The following is an 18,572-nucleotide window of genomic DNA, read 5'->3' on the forward strand; positions in this document are numbered from 1 at the left end:
TGAACAGACGCTTCCGATCCTGAAGGCCTCGACCCCCAACCACCCTCACCCCGCGCTCTGGCGTGTCGCGCTCACCCCCACCTCAAGGTTGAAGAGCCGGAAATGGCACGCTCGATCGTCAATCCAGGCCGTTGAATCGTTGAAACCGGATTTGGGCGTGCCCAAACCGGAAAATCGCGTGCGCAACCTGTCCCAGCGCCCTTGCCGCTACCCACGAGTGCCACCTGAGCGGCGGCGGCGTGGGCGCGCCGGCCTCGATCAGGGACGTCCCGCAACACGGTCTGAGTGCCCCCGCCCAACAGGCCCGGGCGGGCAGTTTCCGGCCGTGGCGCAGGAGAATGTCCGCACATGAGCCTCCTGTCGAGCACTATCGCGCTCCCGGGGCTGGTAACTGCACGGCCAGCGGAACCTGAGCGGGTCGGCGACGCCGCCCAGCGGCCAGCCAGCCCGGATCAGGAGCCCGAGCGGCCAGCGGGAGCGGGATCAAAGCCGTGAGCGGCCAGCAAACCCGGATCAGGAGCCCTAAACGGCCAGCGACTTGGCCCGCAGCCGGGCCAGCGACTTGGCCGGGCCGCTTATCGAGACTTCGGCGGCGCCCTCGCGTCCGAACAGCCACAGCACCAGCTCGCCTGGCTCGCCGAGCACGGTAACCGGGTCGCGGCCGGTGGCGACTACGGCCTGCTCTTCGGTGGGGCGCCCGTCCCTGACCCGTTGCAGCAGGACGCCGGCCCGCAGCCGGCGCAGCCGGGCGGTGGCCATCCTGATCGCCTCGTCCCACAGCCGGTCATCGACCTCGGCGCCCAGCACCCGCGGCCGGACCGGGAACGCGCCGCCCCGTCGAAGGTCCTCGTGGTGGACGAAAAACTCCATGCTGTTCACCCGGTCATCCACCCCCGGCAACCGCATAGGGTTGAACCGGCCCGGGCCCCGCGCCACGCGTCCGACCAACTCGTCGAAGTCGACCTCATCCATCAGCCTGGCCATCCGGCGTTTGGTGACCGGCTCCAGCGGCGGAATAACGATCCCCGCGGCCCCGATCGGGTCGTTCTCGCGCAGGTGAAGGTGAGCCGCCAGGTGGAAGGCCGTCCAACCGGCGGCCAGCGTGGGCGCGTCGGGGCCCTTTGTCAACATCAGCTCGCACAACTGTTGACGCTCCGACTGCGCCAGTGAAACCGTCATGGCTACAAACTAAACCGCTCCGCAAACCACCGGCCCAGCCAAGGTCAAAGCCGTCAGCCCCGTGACCACGAACCGCTCTCGGGGCTTAGGCTTGCCCCGTCCATCTCGCAGTCCCTGGAGGACAAATGAACCTGGAGAAGGTCGTCTTCGGCTTCTTCATCACCCTGGCCGCCGCCCTCAACTTCGGCTTCTGGACCGGCCCCATTGACAACGTGATCGTCCACAACGGCGCCGAGCTGATCGCCGCGCTGGTCGCCAGCGTCATCGCCACCGTGCTGAAGTTCGGCGACCGCACCCAGCTCGGTGCGGTCCACCTGGCCACCAGCCTGGTGGCCGACCTGAACCTGATCGTCGCGGCCGTCGTCTGGGTCTGGGCGACCCAGATGACAGCCGAGGGCATGACTCCGGCCCACATGTCGGTGGTGGTCTCGATGTCCGGTGGCGCCCTGCTGGCCAACGTGGTCTCGGTGGTGCTGATGGTCAGCGAGATCGTGCAGGTCCGGCGGTGAGCTGAGCCCTCAATGCCCACCCGTACCGCGCCGACCCGCCAGGCGGCGATGAGCGACGTCTTCTACCTCGTCCTGCGCAGGATGAGGTTTCCGCTGCTGCTCGTGATCGGCGTCTACGCCCTGTGCACCGTCGGGCTGGCGCTCATTCCCGGCACCGACGCGTACGGCAACCCCACCCCGCCGCTCACCTTCTTCGAGGCGTTCTACGTGGTCAGCTACACCTCCACCACGATCGGCTTCGGCGAGGTCCCCAGACCCTACAACGCCGCCCAGCGGATGTGGATGACGATGACCATCTACGTCTCGGTCGCCGCCTGGACCTACTCGCTGTTCAACGTCATTGCCCTGCTGCAGGACCGTGGCTTCCAGAACGCGGTCCGGATCTCCCGGTTCGCCCGCCGGGTCGGCCAACTGCGGGAGCCGTTCTACATCGTGTGCGGCATCGGTGAAACCGGACGCCTGGTCTGCCACGGCCTGGACCACCTGGGGCTGCGCTTTATCGCCATCGAACGCAACCCCGATCGCCTGCAGGAACTGCGTCTGGACGAGTTCTCCGTCGACCCGACTGCCGTCGAGGCGGACGCCAGCCAGCCGCAACTGCTGGAGCAGGCCGGGCTGCTGAACCCGTTCTGCCGCGGCGTCGTCGCACTGACCGACGACGACCGCACCAACCAGGCGATCGCGGTCAGCGTCCGGCTGCTGTCGCCCCGGGTGCCGGTGCTGGCCCGAATCCGGGACGCCGACACCGAGACCCACGTCGGCGTCTTCGGCGGCGACATCGTGATCAACCCGTTCGAACGCTTCGCCGAGTACCTGACCAGCGCCATCGCCACCCCGCAGCGCTACCGGCTGCGCGAGCTGCTGACCTCGCTGCCCGGCGAACCGCTCGTGCCGATCAACCGGCCACCGAAGGGTCACTGGATCATGTGTGGCTACGGACGCTTCGGGCACGAGGTGACCGAGTCGCTGCGCAGCGCCGGTATGGACGTCAGCGTGGTCGACTCGGCGCACTATCCCGAGGGCGGCGTCGACGTGAAGGGGACCGGCACCACCAGTGAGGACCTGAGGGCAGCCGGCATCGACCGGGCGGTCGGTCTGGTGGCCGGCAACGCGTCCGACACCAAGAACCTGGCGATCGCGGTGACCGCGCGGGCGCTCAACCACGACCTCTACATCATCAACCGGCAGAACCTGCTGAACAACGCGGCCCTGTTCGACGCGTTCCACCAGGACCTGCTGATGGTGCCGAGCAGGGTCGTCGCCCAGGAGTTCCTGGCCCGCATCACCACGCCGCTGCTGCAGCGCTTCCTCAAGCTGCTGCCGCAGCACAACGAGGCGGAGTGCGCGGCCATCTGGGACGAGTTGGCGAACCTCGACCCGGGACGCCACCCGGAGATCTGGGACCTGCCGATCATCCCGCAGCGCACCCCGGCGCTGGCCGAACTGGCGCAGGCCGGTGGCCGGTTCACTGTCGGGCACCTGCGCGCCGACCCGTTCGACCGCAGCCGCCGGCTGGCGCTGAAGGTGTTGATGGTGCGCCGGGGCAATAAGACGATCCAGTTGCCGAAGGACGACGTCCCGCTGCGCGCCGACGACCGGCTGCTGCTCGCCGGCTCGCCGAGGGCAAAGCGGCAGGTCGAGTTGACGCTGAAGAACGCGAACATCCTCAACTACGTGCTGACCGGCCAGGAGAGCCAGGGCGGCTCGCTGTGGCGTTGGCTCACCCGCAACCACCCTCCGCGAATCGTTCCGCTGCCCGGTCCGGAGGAGGTGCGTCCACCGCTGGAGCACGAGGAGGACCTCGAGGACGACTCGTTCAACACCTTCGACTACCGCGGCTGACCCGCGGCATCCGCAGCTGCGGCTCAGCTGCCCGAACCGAGCCGCTTCACCACGCTGCGCACCGCCTCCATCAGCAGCATCGAGTCGACCGAGAACGCCACCGAGTCGAAGCCCTGCTGGTAGCGCGCCTCGGCGTCGGCGATGGTGCTGGAGTAGATGAAGGACGCCTTGCCGACCGCCTGGCAGGCCTTCAGCACCCGGTCGACGGCGGCCACGTGCTCGGGGTTGATCAGGTCGCCCGGCTTGCCAAGGGCTGCGGACAGGTCGAACGGGCCGACGAAGATGCCGTCGATGCCGTCCAGCGCGACGATCTCCTCGATCGCCTCGAGGCAGCCGATCGTCTCGCACTGGGGGATGAGCATGGTTTCGGCGTTGCTGATCGCCATGTAGTTGTCGAGCCCGGACCGTGCCCAGTCCTGCTGCCAGTAGCCGGTGCCCGACGTCATGGCGATGCCCCGCTCGCCGACCGGAAAGTACTTGCCGTACTGGACGATCCGCTTCGCCTCGTCGAGGCTGCGCACGTCGGGGACGATGATGCCCATCGCGCCGGCGTCGAGCGCCTTCAGGATCGCGGACCGACTGGAGTCCTTGACCCGCACGAACGGGGTGCTGCCGGCGAACTTGCCGGCCCGGATGAAGTCGGCGGCGCTCTCGGCGCTGAACGGGCCGTGCTCGGTGTCAATGACGTAGTAATCGAGGCCGGCGTGCCCCAGCACTTCGGCGGTGGTCTGGCTGCCGGTGTGGTAGAACGTACCCAGCGGATGGTCGCCAGCCTCTATCTGCGCCTTGACAAGGTTTTTCATCGCAATCCTTCGCTCATCGACCCCAGGGGCAGTCTCAGCCTAGTCGGCCGGCCGCCGCGCCAAGGGGTAGCCTCCTGCTTCGGGGGTGAACCATGGACTGGACCTGGCTGCCGATGGTGACGGCGGCGTTGATCATCGGCATCGCCAAGACCAGCTTCGGCGGTCTCGGCTCGGTGGCCGTCGCGTTGCTGGCGTTCGTGCTGCCAACCAAGGAATCGACCGCCGCGGCCCTGCTGTTGCTGATCGTCGGCGACATCGTGGGCGTGCTGCGCTACCGCAGCAACGCCGACTGGGGTCTGCTCAGGGGCCTGCTGCCCTCGGTGGTCCCCGGTCTACTGCTCGGTGCGGTGTTCATCTGGGCGGTGGACGACCTGACGCTGCGCCGCTCGATCGGGGCCCTGCTGCTCATCTCGGTGCTGGTGCAGCTGGCGTCCAAGCTGCGCGACCGCGGCGCCCAACCGGTCGAGGACGCCAGCCACCGCCCGCCGCGCGCTTTGACCATCGGCGCCGGGGTGGCAGCGGGCTTCACCACCATGGCGGCCAACGCCGCCGGCCCGGTCACCGCGGTCTACCTGCAACTCTCCCGGGTCAACAAGCTGCGCTTCCTGGGCACCTCGGCGTGGTTCTACTTCATCGTGAACCTGTCCAAGACCCCGCTGAGCGCCGCCCTCGGCCTGTTCACCCGGCAGGTGATGACCACAGTGGCCGTGCTCATCCCGGTGGTGCTGGTCGGCACCCTGATCGGGATGGGGGTCATCGGACGGGTGAAGCAGCGCACCTTCGACGTGCTCACGCTGCTGACCTCAGTGGTGGCCGCCGGTGCTCTGATAGTGCTCTGAGACGAGGAGTTCCGATTGTCCTTCCCGAATGAGGCGATGCAGTTCTACTTCGACCTGCGGGCCGACAACTCGCGCGAGTTCTGGGCGGCCAACAAGCACCGCTACGAACGGCACGTCCGCGAACCGCTGACCGAGGTGATGGCCGGCCTGGCCGAGGAGTTCGGGCCGGCCAAGATCTACCGTCCCTACCGCGACCTGCGCTACAGCGAGGACAAGACCCCGTACAAGACCCATCAGGGCGCCTATGTCGGCACCGCGCTGGCGTGCGGTTGGTACGTCGAGGTGAACGCCGACGAGATGTCCGCCGGCGGCGGCTTCTACCACGCGGACGCCAAGGGGTTGGCCGCGTACCGCCAGGCCGTCGACGACCACCGTAGGGGCACCGAACTGCAGGCGATCCTCGACCGGTTGGTGGCCGACGGCTGGCAGGTGGTCGGTGAGCAACTGAAGCGATCGCCGCGCGGTTACCCGGCCGACCACGAGCGGGTGAACCTGCTCCGGCACAAGTGGCTGTACGTCGTCCACGAGATCGACCCGAACGCACCCAGCCTGGCCGCCGTGACCGAGCAGGTCGCCGAGCGCTGGCGGGCGGCGCGTCCGCTGGTGGCCTGGGCCTCCGACGTGCTGGCCGGCGCCCACTAGGCCGGCTGGCCTCAGGTTCGACTACTGCACCCGCTTGTAGGGGGTGTACCCGTCGATGGGCGCGGTGGTCGGGGTCAGGACGGCGACCTGCCACGGGCCGAGCTCGATCGCCAGCGTGCCCCGGTAGTTGCGGTGGTGCCGGCCGGTGAACAGTTCGTCCATGCCGGTGATGTCCATCAGCTTCGACTCCGGCATCAGCACGGTCTCGGCGACCGGCTCCGGTGAAGGGTTGGCCAGCACGAAGACCGCGTCGTCGATGCGGTCGGTGTGGCGTTCGAAGCCGATCAACCGGTCGGTGACCAGCCAGCGCAGGTCACCCACCCGCAGTGCCCGCTTCCGTCGGCGCAGGTCGATCAGCCGACGGTGCAGGGCGAGGGTGGGGTTGTCGTCACCGACCAGATCCCAGCGCATCGGGGCCCGGTTGGCCGGGTCGATACCGCCGGTCTGGCCGAGTTCGGAGCCGTAGTAGAGGTTCACCGCGCCCGGCAGCGTGAACTGCAGCACGGTGGCGAGTTCGCGGGCGGCGGGGTCCGGGATGGCGTCGGTGATGCGCACCACGTCGTGGTTGTCCAGGTAGGTCCAGCACTTCAGCAGGTGCTCGTAGTCGGCGTCGGCGAACAACCGCTGCAGCATCCGCTGGGCGTGGCCCGGGGTGGCCCGCTGGTTGCCGATCATCAGCAGGATCTCACGCAGCGTGAAGCCCAGCACCGCGTCCAGTGCCGGGAACCACTCGGTGGGGTAGTTGCAGACCTCGCCGAGCACCAGCGAGCCGGGCTTCTCGTCGTGGGCGGCGACGGTGAGCTCGGCCAGGTAGGCCATCCCGATCTCGAACGCCACGTCGAGCCGCCAGCCGTCCACGCCGTCGCGCAACCAGCTCCGGACGACCGAGTCGGGCCCTTCCCACAGGAGCCGGCGGACGTCGGGATGCTCGATCACCAGTTCGGGCAGGTTGACCACGTTGGCCCAGCCGCGGGCGCCACCGGGGTAGTCGTCGTTGAAGTCGAACCAGCCACGGTTGGGCGCGTCCGGGCTGGCCGCGGCGGTCTGGAAGGCCGGGGCGTGGCGTCCCATGTGGTTGAAGACGCCATCGAGCACCAGCCGCATGCCGCGGGCGTGCAGGTCGGCGGCCAACGCCTTGACGTCGTCGCGGGTGCCGTACTCGGGACGCACCTGCTGGTAGTCGAGGGCGTCGTAGCCGTGGTTGGTCCAGGCCAGGTGGATCGGGCACAGGTAGACCACGTCGGCGCCCAGGCCGGCTATGTAGTCCAGCCGCTCGCGCAGGCCTGCCAGGTCGCCGCCCCAGAAGTCGAGCTCGTGTGACCAGACCTCGTGCTCGGCCAGGTAGACGCCCTGCTGTGGGGTTTCCTCCCAGCTGCGCAGCCGTTTCGGTTCGGGGTAGAGGTGGGTCTTGCGGGCGAGGTCGGCGCTGGGCGCGAACCGGTCGACGATCAGCTGGTAGACCAGGGCGCCGTTGCGCCAGTCGCCCGCACGGGCCTCATATCGTCCGGCGATCGCACGGTCGTGGTCATTGGCGTAGTCAGCTGGCATGGCCACCATGCTAGGCGGCTCCCGACCGTCTCAGGTCGGCTGGCTGGGCAACCTGTTATGGGATGCCGGCGAAGTTGCCTAGAATGATCAACCGTGACCGCCAAGCGCTTGCTCCCCAGCCTGCTCGCAGGAGCCACGGCATTGATACTCGGCCTGACCGCCTGCACTTCCGGCGACCGGGGCGAGACCACCGTCGACGCTCCCGCTGCGGCGGTCGAGCCGAGCGCGCCGGTGACCCCGGAGGTGTCCGCCGCGCCGGAAGTCCCGGAAGAGGTTGAGCCGGAAGCCGAACCGGAGCCCGAGCCCAGCCCGGAGTGGATCGTGGCCACCCCGGCCGACCCGCGTCCGTTCAGCGAACCCGAGCCCATCGGCGAGGAGCTGTCGTTCGGCATGCAGTCGCCGCTGGTGCGCGAACTGCAGATCCGGTTGCGGCACGCCAAGTACCTGGCCCTCTACGACGCCACCGACCGGTTCGGCGAGCAGACCCGCGCCGCCGTGGTCAACTTCCAGCGCGACAACGGCCTGCCAACCACCGGCATCGTCGGTCAGCTGACCTGGGACGCCTTGCTGCCCCAGTCGCACGAGCCCACCGACGACGAGCTCAACAACCGCGACGTCGGCCCGTGGTTCACCGGCCCGATGCACGCCGGCTACATCATGGAGGTGCAGCACCGGTTGGCCCAGCTCGGCATCTATCACGGTGACATCCACGGTGGCTTCGACCAGGCCACCCGGGACGGGATCGCCGAGTACCGCACCAGCATCGGCCTGCCGGCCAGCGAGGTGATGGACGAACGCACCTGGACCAACCTGCGCGGCCGCACCCGCAATCCCAGTTACGCCGAGCTGTACGACGCCCCGCCGGTGAGCACCGACACCCAGGAGCTTGACCCGCGATGCATGACCGGCAAGGTGGTCTGCATCTCCAAGGATCAGTTGAAGATGTCGCTGGTGATCGATGGCGAGGTCCAGTTCACCCGGCCGGCCAGGTTCGCCCAGCCAGGCTACGACAGCCCGTACGGCGATTTCCGCGTCTGGTACATGAACAACGAGACGGTATCGGTGATCTTCGGCGAGCGCACCCCGATGCCGTACGCGATCTTCTACCACGGTGACGTGGCGATCCACTTCTCAGACAACTTCGCCGACATTGGCTACGAGGGCGGCTCGCACGGCTGCAGCCAGCTGGACGACTACCAGGTCGCCAAGTGGCTCTACGAGCAGATGCAGGTCGGCGACCGGGTGGTCGTCTACTGAGCAAGTTGCACCGGATCGCTGGTGCGCGTCACCGCCAGTCGGGGTCGGTGTAGATGCTGCCCCCGATGAACTCGCGCAGGATCGAGTTGCACGGGATGTACCGGGGATCGACCGGATCGAAGAAGGTCAGCAGGTTGAGCAGCCGGTCCCGGGTCTCGACGTGTGGATCGTCGTCCGGGATGGTCGCCAGCGCCTCCTCGGCCAGCGGACGCAACGCGTTCATCTCGTACATCAGGCTCGAGTTGAACATGGCGTCGGCGTCCTCCTGGTAACGGAAGATGTGCTGGTACTCGCCGCGCCGCACACTGGCCCACTGGTCGATGGTCTCAGCCGGCGCGGTGCCGCGGTAACGGGCGTCGCGGACGATGCGCCGGATCAGCCGGATCTCGGTGGTCGGCACTCGGTTCATCAGGTCGATGTTGAGCCCGCCGAGCGCGCTCACGTACAGCTTGAACACCTGGGCGCTCGGCAGGTGGCCGTGGATCGCCGGGTTCAGCGCGTGGATGCCCTCGATCAGCAGCACCTGGTCGGAGCCCACCACCAGCGGCAGGGTCTTTCCGGAGCGGGCCGCCACCTCGAAGTCGAAGATTGGCGTCTCCACCGCCTCACCGGCGACCAGCCGGCGGATCTGGTCGCGCAGCAGCGGCAGGTCGAGGGCGCGCACGGTGTCGAAGTCGTAGCGGCCGTCGGCGTCCTTCGGGGTGTGGATGCGGTCGAGGTAGTAGTTGTCCAGCGACAGCGAGACCGGCTTGAAGCCGTTCACTTGAAGCTGGGTGGCCAGTCGGTGCGAGGTCGAGGTCTTGCCGGACGAGGACGGACCGGCGATCAGCAGGACGCGTAGCGCGCGGCGTTGAGCCAGGATCTGGTCGGCGATGTCGGCCAGCTCCTTCTCGTGCAGCGCCTCGGCCACGGCCATCAGCCGCAGCGACCGGCCCTGGGCGATCCAGTGGTTCACGTCGGCGGCGGTCTCGACGTCGATCTTGTCCAGCCAGCGCTGGTTCTCCTCATACGCCGCGCTCAGGCGCAGCGGCGGGATCAAGGGGGTGCCGTCGCCCTTGTCGATGTCGCCGAAGTCGACGATGAAGCCGTAGCTGAAGGGGATCAGGGTGAACGGCTCGATCTTTGAGGTGTCGTGGTAGGCGGGGTAAACCGCGTCCACCACCCGGTCGCCGACCCGGTAGCGGTGGTAGCCGCCGTGCCGGCCGAGGGGTTCGATGTCGCCGCCGCTGGCCACCCATTCCCGCAACCGGTCGTCGATGGCCTTCACCTCCCGCGGCGAGATGACTGAGCCGACCAGGTTGCAGAAGATCCCTTCGAGGATCGAGTAGGAGGTCTTCAGCGTCTCGTCCGGGAACAGGTCACGGACGACCTTGGCCAGCCCCAACTTCACGGTTTGCCGCCCGCGGCGCAGGTGCGTCTCACGCATGACCCATTGTGACGCGTCGGGTCGGATCGGGGGAGATCACCCAGGTAGTCGCCGGGTAGTCGCCCGCCGGGATGCGTAGTGCGGTAGCTCGGTCAGCGAAGTCGCTGACCGCGTTGTTGCGTCCGGGCCGGTTGTGGGTCGTCTGCTCGGGGCCGCCCGCTCCTCCCCAGGGTGTGCACTCTGGGGCCCTGGTGTGGCGTAATGCGCGCCAAACGCCCTGGAAGCGGGCACTTTCCCGCACCAAGCCCCAGCGCCCACGAGAGGCGCTGCCCCGGCTCCCACTGGATCAATGCTGAGTCAGCCTAGAGCGACTATGCCGCGCGTTCCTCCGCAGTCGTGAAAGGGGCGCTGCTGTTGGGGGTTCTGGCGGGTGCTATCCGGCCGCAACGCATGAGACTGCACGGCTGGGGCTGGGCAGTTGCGCGTGGTGGCGGCAGCGGTCCTGACCGTGGCGGCTTCGAGATCCAGGGCCCGAGCAGCGACGTTCCAGGCACCCGGGGGTGCTCGATTCCGGTTTCGGCACCCTCAAGCCGGCTTACATCGATTCAATGGCCGCAGGTGGCGTTTCAGGGTGCCGAAACCGGAATTGTGGACCTGCACCATGTCATGAGTGGTGGGCTGAAGGTCCGGCAGCCCACCCCGGTGCCCCAAAAGCCGGCGATGGACTGCGGAAGGTTGCCTCGCGACTACGCTGTGCGCTCCTCCGTGCTGTGCTGGGGAGGTGCTGGAAGCCCGATCGAACCCGGACCGGCCCGGCCGATGTACATGGGCTCGGGGAGCGGGCCGGAGCGGCCGGACGAATGCAGAACCCCGATCATGCGTTGAGCACTTCGCCTGCCAGTCCACCCCTGAGGGTGTGCCGGGGTTGCATGTGGTGAATGACCTGTTAGGCCCAAGAACTGACCAGCGTCAGACCATGGGCACGCGCGCCCCGGTGTCGGCAGCCATTAGGGTCGGCGCATGCATAGTGAGGTGACCGGCCGCTCGGGCTGGCTCGGGTGGCTGCGGCCGGATTTCGTGGTCGATTCGGTGCTGAACCTCACTGCTGAGGACATCATGCGGATGTCGCCAGCCACCCGGGCGGTCTGCCTGGACATCGACGGCACGATCACCGATTACCATGCGCCCTCGGTGCCCAAGCGATCCGCCGAACGGCTGCTGAGTTACACCGACGCCGGCCTGCTCACCTTCATCATCAGCAACTGCTACGACGAGCGGGTCACGGAGGTGCACCGGCTGTTCGACCCGCTGGTGACCGGGGTGCTAACACCCGCCGACGCGGTCGACCGCGACGACCCGAGAGATCGGCCCGGCAAGCACATCAAGCCGTCCCCCGACATGCTGCTGACCGTGACCAGACGCTACGAGGTGACCGACGAGGCAGCACCACGGCCGCTGGGCACCCGCGAGTTGCTGATGGTCGGCGACCAGATTTTCAAGGACGTGCTGGCGGCCAGGCGGGCCGGGGCGGCGTCCGTGCTGGTGCCGAAGCTGGGCTCCAAGGACCACCTCGGGGTGCTGATCTTCCAGCGGCCGGTCGAGTACGTCCTGCGTGCGGTGCTGCGATTGCCGGTCAAGCGCCGGTCGTGGCCGCGTCGGCTGACTCGTGCGCCGCGCTGACCGCCGGTGACCGGACGCTACTGAGTCTGGGGCGAGTTCAGTCCAGCCGCTTCTGCCAGCCCGAGTCGATGTTGACCGTTCGGAAGCCGAGTTGCTCGTTGATCCGCCACATGTGGTCATTCTCGGCGGCGTTCCAGGTGTGGACGCGCTGGGCTTCTGGCCACCACCGCCCGACCGCCGCCAGGTTCGCCGACTTGACCGCCAACCCCAGCCCGTGACCGCGGTGCGGCCCGACCACCACGGTGTTCCACTGCTCGACCACGGCCGGCCTGGTATGCATCCGGTAGAGCTGGGTGAGCGCCGCCGCCTCACCAGTCGTCTCGTCGATGGCCAGCGAGATGATGCCGTCCCGGGTCTGCAGCACCCGGCATTCCATCTCGCGGACGCGGGCGCCGTCCCAGACCTCGTCCTCCCAGGCCAGACCGGCGGTCGGCGCGTCCGACATCGCGACCAGCATCGCCGCCACCCCGGTCAGGTGCTGCTCTGGGGTGGCACCGCGCCAGGTCTCGATCCGGTACCCAGGCGTCGGCGGGGCAGTGTACGTGCGCCCGTGCAGGTCGAGGACGCTGTGACGCTCGGCCTGGGCCAGTCGGTATCCCACCGCCTGGGCGAAGTCGGTGCCGGCGTCCCGGCCGATCAGGAAGCCGCCCTCGGGCGGTCGCAGCGCATCTGGGGCGTCTGAGGCGTCGGTGTAGCTCCAACCTTGCAGGACGCTGCGGCCGACACGGCGGGCCAGCTCATCCACCGCCTGTGACAGCGCCCGTCCGACGCCGCGCCGCCGGTGCTGCCCGGCGACTCCGACAAAGACCTCCTGGACGGTGCCCAGGTTGTCGATCAGCGGCAGCCGCACGGACGCGACGCCCAGCACATCGCCGGCCTGGAGCGGGTCGCCGGCCTGCAGCAGCGGGAACCCGTACCGCTCACAGCCGGCCGGCGGGGCAGGCTGGACGGCCAGCAGGCAGACCGGCTCGCGGTCGGCGCTGGGCCTCAGCTCCTGTAGCCGGACTGGTGCCGGGGTCACCTGGTCGTCGTTGCCCAACCGTTCGAGGTGGTGGGGCCGGTCAATCGCCTCCGCCGCCTCCAGCGCGGTGAGCAACGTGCCCGGGACGCGATCGGGCTGCCAGGCGTCGAGGACCACAATGCGAAGGGCCACCCGCCAAGAGTGCCAGACTTACCAAGGACGCCACCGGTCACAGCCGGTCGGGCTGGTAATCCCCGGTATCACTGTCACCACCCAAACGGGCGCCTGCCGGTCACAGCCCGTTCGGCGGGGTCCGGTGGGTGGACCCGGCCGCCTCCAGGACGCGCGCCAAGTCGGCCGGCTCGGCCATTTCGCGTCGCGCGGCGGCCACCACCCGGTCCCGTTCGAGCCGGCAGACCACCCGCACGTCGTCGTCGCAGACCTCCTCGACCACATCCAGCATCCGCAGCAAGCCGATCAGGACGTCCGGTTCGCCGCCGGCGTACCGGCGCACCCCGCCCACGAAGCTCTGCAGCACTTCGGCCGTCGTCCGCACCGCAGCCCAGACCAGCAGCCGGCCCTGACCGTCAGCGTCCTCGTCCTCTTCGTACCGGACGATCGGTTTGGCTGGCTCCCGGGCCAGATCGCGCAGCACGCTGGTGGCCTGGCCGATGACGTGCTGCGCAGTGGTCGGGTCGTTGATGCCGGCCGACAGCGCCCGCACCGCGATGTCGTGCAGTTGCCGCAGGCCCAGCGAGTAGTCCTGTCCGCTCACCCGTTCCGACTCCAGGTAGACCACCGACGGCAGCTCGGGCACCTCGCCGTCGTGGTCGGCGGGCGTCCCCCAGTAACGGGCCAGCGACTCGCCAACGATCACGGTATCCCCGGGCCGGACGCTGACCACGACGGTGGCGTCATGCTTCTCAGCCCATCTGGCGGCGTGGTCGACGTCAATCGCCTGGACGTACCCGAACTCCTCGGCGAGCAGGGTGCGGGCGTCCTCGGGAACCTCGGGGACGGGAACCGGCGGGCCCGGCACCTCGGCGAACTGGTCGACGCGCCGCAGGGTCCGGCGGGCCGACTTGTCGATGACACTGTCGACCCGCACCATGTCGACCACCCGCGACACGTACCAGATGAAGGTGGCGACAGCGACGAAGACCAGCACCATCGACACCGTCATGGCGAGCTGCGGCGGACGATCCTGTTTGCTGTCGAGCGAACGCAGTAGCAGCAGGCTGTAACTGAACACCCCGACGTAGACAGCCAGGATCCCGCGCACCGCCCGCGACGAGATGAAGTCGCGCAGCAGTTGGTGGGAGAAATTGCCCGACGCCACCTGCAGCACGATCAGCGTCATCGAGATCGTGGTGGTCAGCACCGTCAGGGTGGTGGATGCGATGAAGCCCAGCATGGACGCCGCCGCCTGGGTGTCACCCGGCCACAAGAACCGCGCCAGCGTGGCCTCGGACGGCACCTTGATCGCGCCGAGCACCGATGCCGCGAACGCGGCGAACAGCCCACTGGCCAGCGGCCACGCCCACAGCCGGCTGGCCATGAACTGACGAACGCGGTTGATCACGATCCTCACAACCCAAGGTTGCCTGTTTCCGGCGCTCGCGCACGTCGGCTTGCCGGTAGGGGTGTCAGACTTTCCTCGGGAGGCCCCGATGGCACCAGCACAAGCAGCCAGACCCGCGCACCGCTTCGCGCCGTGGCGCTTCACCGCGCGGCTGGAGCATGCCCGCATCGGTGCCGGTGACCCGAACTCCGACCGGCTGCTGTCGGTGGACGCGCTGCGGGGCTTCGACATGTTCCTGATCGTCGGCGGGGCCGACATCATCCGGGCCCTGGACATCACCCTGCACTCGCCGACCACGGTCGCGATCAACCAGCAGCTCGACCACGTGGCTTGGGAGGGGTTCCAGTTCTGGGACATCATCATGCCGCTGTTCATGCTGCTCGCCGGGGTCTCCATCCCGTTCGCGTTCGGCAAGCGGCTGAGCAGGTCGCCGTCCCGGCTGGCGCTGTGGCCGCACATCATCAAGCGCGTGCTGCTGCTGTGGGTGCTCGGCATGGTCGTGCAGGGCGACCTGCTGTCCTACGATCCCGAGCAGATCATCGTCTACAACAACACCCTGCAGGCGATCGCGGCCGGCTACCTGATCGCGGTGTTACTCGCGTTGTACCTGCCGGTTCGCCTGCAGATCGTGGCGACCGTGCTGCTCGGTGCCGGCTACTGGTGGGTGATGGAGAACCTCGAGGTGCCGGGGGTGGGCGCCCGCCGGTACCTGCCGGACGCCAATGCGGCGCTGTACATCGACCAGCTGGTGCTCGGGCAGTGGATCGAGGAGGGCAGCGAGTACACCTGGGTGCTGAGCAGCCTCAATTTCGGTCTCACCGTGATGCTCGGGGTGTTCGCCGGTTACCTGCTGCGGGCCAACGCCCGGCAGGTGGTCAGGCTGGCTGCCATCTTCCTGCTGGGGGCGGTGCTGGTCGCCGCCGGGCTGGTCTGGCATCCGTACCACCCGATCATCAAGAAGATCTGGAGTGGCTCGTTCGCGCTGTTCTCCGGCGGTCTGTGCTACCTGCTGATGGCGCTGTTCTACCTCGTCATCGACATCTGGAAGCTGGTCGGCTGGTCACGGTTCTTCATCATCATCGGCTCCAACTCGATCTTCGCCTACGTGGCCTGGCACGTCTTCGACTTCAAGCTGATCGGCGACTTGTTCGCCGCCGGGCTCGAACCGTTCACCGGCGAGTGGTACCCGTTCGTCCGCTACAGCGTCGCGTTCGGGGTGCTGTTCGTGATCCTGTGGTTCATGTACCGCAAGAAGGTCTTCATCAAGGTCTGATCGCCGGACGCCGAGCCGGCGTACATCGCCGGACGCCGCGGGTTCAGTTCGCTGGCCGGGCGCCTTCCTCGCTGATCCAGGGCGGGGTGAACCCGGCCGGGTGGATGCCGCGCTTGTCGGCGTAGAAGTTGTGGATCCGGTCCATGTCGGCGGTGACGTCGCCGCTGACGTGGATGGCTGGTCCCAGCCCGGTGGTGCGGCTGGCCGAGTCGACGTAGCCCAGGACGATCGGCAGTCCGGCGTCCCGGGCGATGCGGTAGAAGCCTGACTTCCAGCGGTCGCCGCGTCCCCGGGTGCCCTCGGGTGCGATGACCAGGACGACGGGGCCGCCGTCGTGCACGCTGGCGACGATGCCGTCCACCAGGCCGGCCGGGTTGCCGCGGTCGACCGGGATGCCGCCGAGGGCCCGCATCAGCCAGCCGAACGGCGGCTTGAACAACTGGTGCTTGCCCAGCCACTTCGGCCGCAGGTGGTGTCGCCAGCAGATCGCGAACATCAGCACGAAGTCCCAGTTCGAGGTGTGCGGCGCCCCGATCGCGACCATCGATCCGGCCGGTGGTGCTTCGGAGACCAGGCGGTAGCGCGAAACCGCGAAGATGGCGCGAGCAATGAGGGGCCGCACGAGCATGTCGCCAAATTACTGCAGGATGCCGGCGGGCCTGGTCCGGAGCTGCACCTGCGCACCGAGGGGGTGCCAGACTGGCGGCATGGCCAGCGGGCAGGGGGAGCGGACGCCGGGCGATCCGGTGGCGGCGCTGCGCCGGATCGCGTTCCTGCTGGAGCGCGCGGCGGCCGAGAGCTATCGGGTGCGCGCCTACCGAACCGCCGCCGACACCGCTGAACGCGTCGGCCCCGACGAGCTCATCCAGCGGGCCGCAGCCGGAACCCTGACCGAACTGCCCGGGGTGGGCAGCAGGACCGCCGGCATCATCGCCGAGGCCATCCAGGGCCGGACGCCGGACTACCTGACCCAGCTCGAGGCTGCGGCCGCCGAGTCGGCGGTGAGTGGCGGGGAGGCGATCCGCCGCCAACTCAGGGGTGACCTGCACGTGCACTCCGACTGGTCGGACGGCGGCAGCCCGATCGAGGAGATGGTCGCCGCGGCGTCCGGGCTGGGGCACTCGTACCTGGCGCTGACCGACCACTCGCCGCGGTTGACCGTGGCGCGCGGGTTGAGCGCCGACCGGCTACGGCAGCAGCTCGAGGTGGTCGCCGCCATCAATCAGCGCTTCGACATCCGGGTGCTGACCGGCATCGAGGTCGACATCCTCGACGACGGTTCGCTCGACCAGGAGCCGGAGCTGCTCAGCCAGCTGGACGTGGTGGTGGCCAGTGTGCACTCCAGGCTACGGATGCCGGCCGACGAGATGACCCGGCGGATGGTCACCGCGATCGCGAACCCGCGCGTCGACGTCCTGGGTCACCTGACCGGCCGGCTGGTGGCCGGCGGACGCGGCAAGCGTCCGGAGTCGGAGTTCGACGCCGAGCTGGTGTTGGCGGCCTGCGAGCGGTTCGGGGTGGCGGTAGAGATCAACTCCCGCCCGGAGCGCCGCGACCCGCCGATGCGGCTGGCGCGCCTGGCGGTGGAGATGGGCTGCCTGTTCGCGATCAACACCGACGCCCACGCGCCCGGCCAACTGGCCTGGCAGCCGTACGGCTGCGCCCGGGCGGCCGAGGTCGGGGTGTCGGCCGAGCGGATCGTGAACACCTGGCCGCTGCCGGAGCTGCTCAACTGGACGAGCCGCAGTGCCGGGTAGTCGGCCGGGCCCGTTCGGCCGGGCCAGCGTGGTGGCTGACGACTTGGCGTGCGCATGTAACCGGTTCTGCGGTGACGCATAATGCGAAGGTGATCTCCCTTGCAGCGGCCGATCGCCTGGAACGGGCGGGTGTGCGTTGGCAGCCGCGCGCCGGTGATAGGTTCGTCGTCCGGTCCAGGGAACTGGCTGGCGAGGTGTTCACGGTCGCGGACATGACGATCGAGGCACGTGAGTACCCCACCGGCACTCTGCTGGCGTTCAACGGCACCACCGAGTGGGCGCTCGACTCGGTGCAGATCGACCAGGCCCTGTGGTTGCCCTCGGAGGAGCAGTTGCGGGAGTTGCTCGGCGCGTCCTTCCGGAGCCTGCGCCGAACTGGCACCGGCCAGTTCGCGGTGGAGGCGAGCCGGCCTAACGGCGAACCTCGGGTCTTCGCCGCCACGTCTGCCCCCGATGCCTACGCCGAGGCGCTGCTCGATCTCGTGGAATGGGTGCGGCAGTCGAACTGAGCCGGGCCCGCTTGTCAAAGACGGGACGTCCCTGGTGCGGCCAGCAGTCGCCGGTGTCGGGTCCACTGGTTGACCGCCCGGAGGTCCGACTCCCGCACCACAGGCCCGGTCGTCGCGATCTGGGTGGACGCCTGTTGCTGCTCAGCTGGCCACGAAGTCGACGCTCGCCCGGGAAATCTCGGCGCGGGCCCGGTCGTGGCTGATCGTCGGGACGCCGTCGCCCCGCTGCGCGCCGTAATCACCGAAGGAGGCGTGGACTGCTCCCTGGATGGCCAGGAAAGTGGTGTCCGCGGGAAGTGTGTCGCGGGAGGCGGCGATCTTGTCCGGCGTGGCGAGCCCATCCTCGGTGGCACTGATCGACAGCACAGTGGTGGTCAGCGATTCGCTGATGTCGCCGGCAGGGTAGGACGCGTAGAGCAGCAGACCGACGCCAGGTGCGGTCGGGTCGGCGTCGGCGCCGTCGGCCTGCAGGGCCGCCACCGTGCCGCCCAGCGAGTGGCCGCCCAGAACCCATGCCGTGACCATCGGATGGTCGGTGCGCGCGGTGTCGAAGGCGCCGGTGGCCAGGAAGGCGATGCCCAAGGGTTGCTTGGCGATCACCACAGCTGGCCGGCCTCGGCGAGAGGACGAAGGATCGCGGCGTAGGCGCGGGCGTCCACCCGGGCCCCGGGCTGGAAGAACACCCCGCGGCTGCTGACCGAGGTGGTGGGGGACAGCACGATCCGGGTCGGGGACTCGAAGACCTGCACCTTGCCATCGGACTGCAGCGCGCTGATCGCCGGCTCGACCGCGCCCATCGGACGCAGCCACGCCAGCAGCGCGACC

18 protein-coding genes are annotated in these 18,572 nt (G+C 68.7%); 9 read left to right on the top strand and 9 right to left on the bottom strand.

The annotated features are described in order from the left end of the window. Positions 1-522: 522 nt before the first annotated feature. Positions 523-1,179 carry a TIGR03085 family metal-binding protein gene (locus WBL05_RS09015; RefSeq protein ID WP_424225355.1) on the bottom strand — a complete coding sequence of 219 codons (657 nt, stop codon included), beginning with the start codon at positions 1,177-1,179 and terminating at the stop codon, positions 523-525. 125 nt (positions 1,180-1,304) lie between these two features. Between WBL05_RS09015 and WBL05_RS09020 the strand changes: the two genes are divergently transcribed. Next, the gene (locus WBL05_RS09020) at positions 1,305-1,688 is read left to right on the top strand and encodes a DUF6394 family protein (protein WP_424225356.1); all 384 of its coding nucleotides are present in this window, start codon (positions 1,305-1,307) and stop codon (positions 1,686-1,688) included. A gap of 12 nt (positions 1,689-1,700) precedes the next feature. Next, positions 1,701-3,530 carry a potassium channel family protein gene (locus WBL05_RS09025; RefSeq protein ID WP_424225357.1) on the top strand — a complete coding sequence of 610 codons (1,830 nt, stop codon included), beginning with the start codon at positions 1,701-1,703 and terminating at the stop codon, positions 3,528-3,530. A gap of 23 nt (positions 3,531-3,553) precedes the next feature. Here the strand turns inward: WBL05_RS09025 and WBL05_RS09030 are convergent, their stop codons facing one another. Then, positions 3,554-4,333, bottom strand: a complete 780-nt coding sequence (locus WBL05_RS09030) for an HpcH/HpaI aldolase family protein (RefSeq protein WP_424225359.1) — start codon at positions 4,331-4,333, stop codon at positions 3,554-3,556. Between the two features lie 92 nt (positions 4,334-4,425). Here WBL05_RS09030 and WBL05_RS09035 point away from each other — a divergent pair, with 92 nt between their 5' ends. Further along, positions 4,426-5,172, top strand: a complete 747-nt coding sequence (locus tag WBL05_RS09035; protein WP_424225361.1) for a sulfite exporter TauE/SafE family protein — start codon at positions 4,426-4,428, stop codon at positions 5,170-5,172. Positions 5,173-5,187: 15 nt separating this feature from the next. Then, a complete protein-coding gene (locus WBL05_RS09040) occupies positions 5,188-5,814 on the top strand; it encodes a DUF2461 domain-containing protein (RefSeq protein ID WP_424225362.1) in 627 nt (208 codons plus the stop codon). 21 nt (positions 5,815-5,835) lie between these two features. On the opposite strand, the gene WBL05_RS09045 is transcribed toward WBL05_RS09040, so the two are convergent. Continuing rightward, on the bottom strand, positions 5,836-7,362 hold the full coding sequence (locus WBL05_RS09045) for an alpha-amylase family glycosyl hydrolase (protein WP_424225364.1): 1,527 nt from the start codon (positions 7,360-7,362) through the stop codon (positions 5,836-5,838). Positions 7,363-7,455: 93 nt separating this feature from the next. Here WBL05_RS09045 and WBL05_RS09050 point away from each other — a divergent pair, with 93 nt between their 5' ends. After that, the gene (locus WBL05_RS09050) at positions 7,456-8,619 is read left to right on the top strand and encodes a L,D-transpeptidase family protein (protein ID WP_424225366.1); all 1,164 of its coding nucleotides are present in this window, start codon (positions 7,456-7,458) and stop codon (positions 8,617-8,619) included. Positions 8,620-8,647: 28 nt separating this feature from the next. Here the strand turns inward: WBL05_RS09050 and WBL05_RS09055 are convergent, their stop codons facing one another. Then, a complete protein-coding gene (locus WBL05_RS09055; protein ID WP_424225368.1) occupies positions 8,648-10,045 on the bottom strand; it encodes a hypothetical protein in 1,398 nt (465 codons plus the stop codon). A 960-nt stretch (positions 10,046-11,005) separates the two neighbouring features. Here WBL05_RS09055 and WBL05_RS09060 point away from each other — a divergent pair. Continuing rightward, positions 11,006-11,665, top strand: a complete 660-nt coding sequence (locus WBL05_RS09060; protein ID WP_424225370.1) for an HAD hydrolase-like protein — start codon at positions 11,006-11,008, stop codon at positions 11,663-11,665. A 37-nt stretch (positions 11,666-11,702) separates the two neighbouring features. Here the strand turns inward: WBL05_RS09060 and WBL05_RS09065 are convergent, their stop codons facing one another. Then, on the bottom strand, positions 11,703-12,818 hold the full coding sequence (locus WBL05_RS09065) for a hypothetical protein (RefSeq protein ID WP_424225372.1): 1,116 nt from the start codon (positions 12,816-12,818) through the stop codon (positions 11,703-11,705). A 100-nt stretch (positions 12,819-12,918) separates the two neighbouring features. Further along, the gene (locus WBL05_RS09070; protein ID WP_424225373.1) at positions 12,919-14,217 is read right to left on the bottom strand and encodes a DUF2254 domain-containing protein; all 1,299 of its coding nucleotides are present in this window, start codon (positions 14,215-14,217) and stop codon (positions 12,919-12,921) included. Between the two features lie 79 nt (positions 14,218-14,296). Here WBL05_RS09070 and WBL05_RS09075 point away from each other — a divergent pair, with 79 nt between their 5' ends. After that, positions 14,297-15,481, top strand: coding sequence for an acyltransferase family protein (locus WBL05_RS09075; RefSeq protein ID WP_424225374.1), 1,185 nt, complete (start codon positions 14,297-14,299; stop codon positions 15,479-15,481). A 43-nt stretch (positions 15,482-15,524) separates the two neighbouring features. On the opposite strand, the gene WBL05_RS09080 is transcribed toward WBL05_RS09075, so the two are convergent. Further along, positions 15,525-16,109: a 1-acyl-sn-glycerol-3-phosphate acyltransferase gene (locus WBL05_RS09080; protein WP_424225375.1), complete on the bottom strand. Its 585-nt coding sequence runs from the start codon at positions 16,107-16,109 to the stop codon at positions 15,525-15,527. A gap of 79 nt (positions 16,110-16,188) precedes the next feature. Between WBL05_RS09080 and WBL05_RS09085 the strand changes: the two genes are divergently transcribed. Both WBL05_RS09085 and WBL05_RS09090 read left to right on the top strand, forming a co-directional pair. Further along, entirely contained in the window at positions 16,189-17,238 is a 1,050-nt protein-coding gene (locus WBL05_RS09085) for a PHP domain-containing protein (RefSeq protein ID WP_424225376.1), read from the top strand. A gap of 89 nt (positions 17,239-17,327) precedes the next feature. Continuing rightward, the gene (locus WBL05_RS09090) at positions 17,328-17,747 is read left to right on the top strand and encodes a pilus assembly protein CpaE (protein ID WP_424225377.1); all 420 of its coding nucleotides are present in this window, start codon (positions 17,328-17,330) and stop codon (positions 17,745-17,747) included. Between the two features lie 141 nt (positions 17,748-17,888). Here WBL05_RS09090 and WBL05_RS09095 read toward each other — a convergent pair whose 3' ends face one another. Both WBL05_RS09095 and WBL05_RS09100 read right to left on the bottom strand, forming a co-directional pair. Further along, entirely contained in the window at positions 17,889-18,347 is a 459-nt protein-coding gene (locus WBL05_RS09095) for an alpha/beta hydrolase (RefSeq protein WP_424225378.1), read from the bottom strand. After that, a partial coding sequence (locus tag WBL05_RS09100; protein WP_424225379.1) for a hypothetical protein occupies positions 18,344-18,572 on the bottom strand: 229 nt, incomplete at its 5' end. The genes WBL05_RS09100 and WBL05_RS09095, both read right to left, overlap by 4 nt.

The sequence above is a fragment of the Brooklawnia sp. genome (assembly GCF_049651565.1).
Classification (GTDB): Bacteria; Actinomycetota; Actinomycetes; order Propionibacteriales; family Propionibacteriaceae; genus Brooklawnia.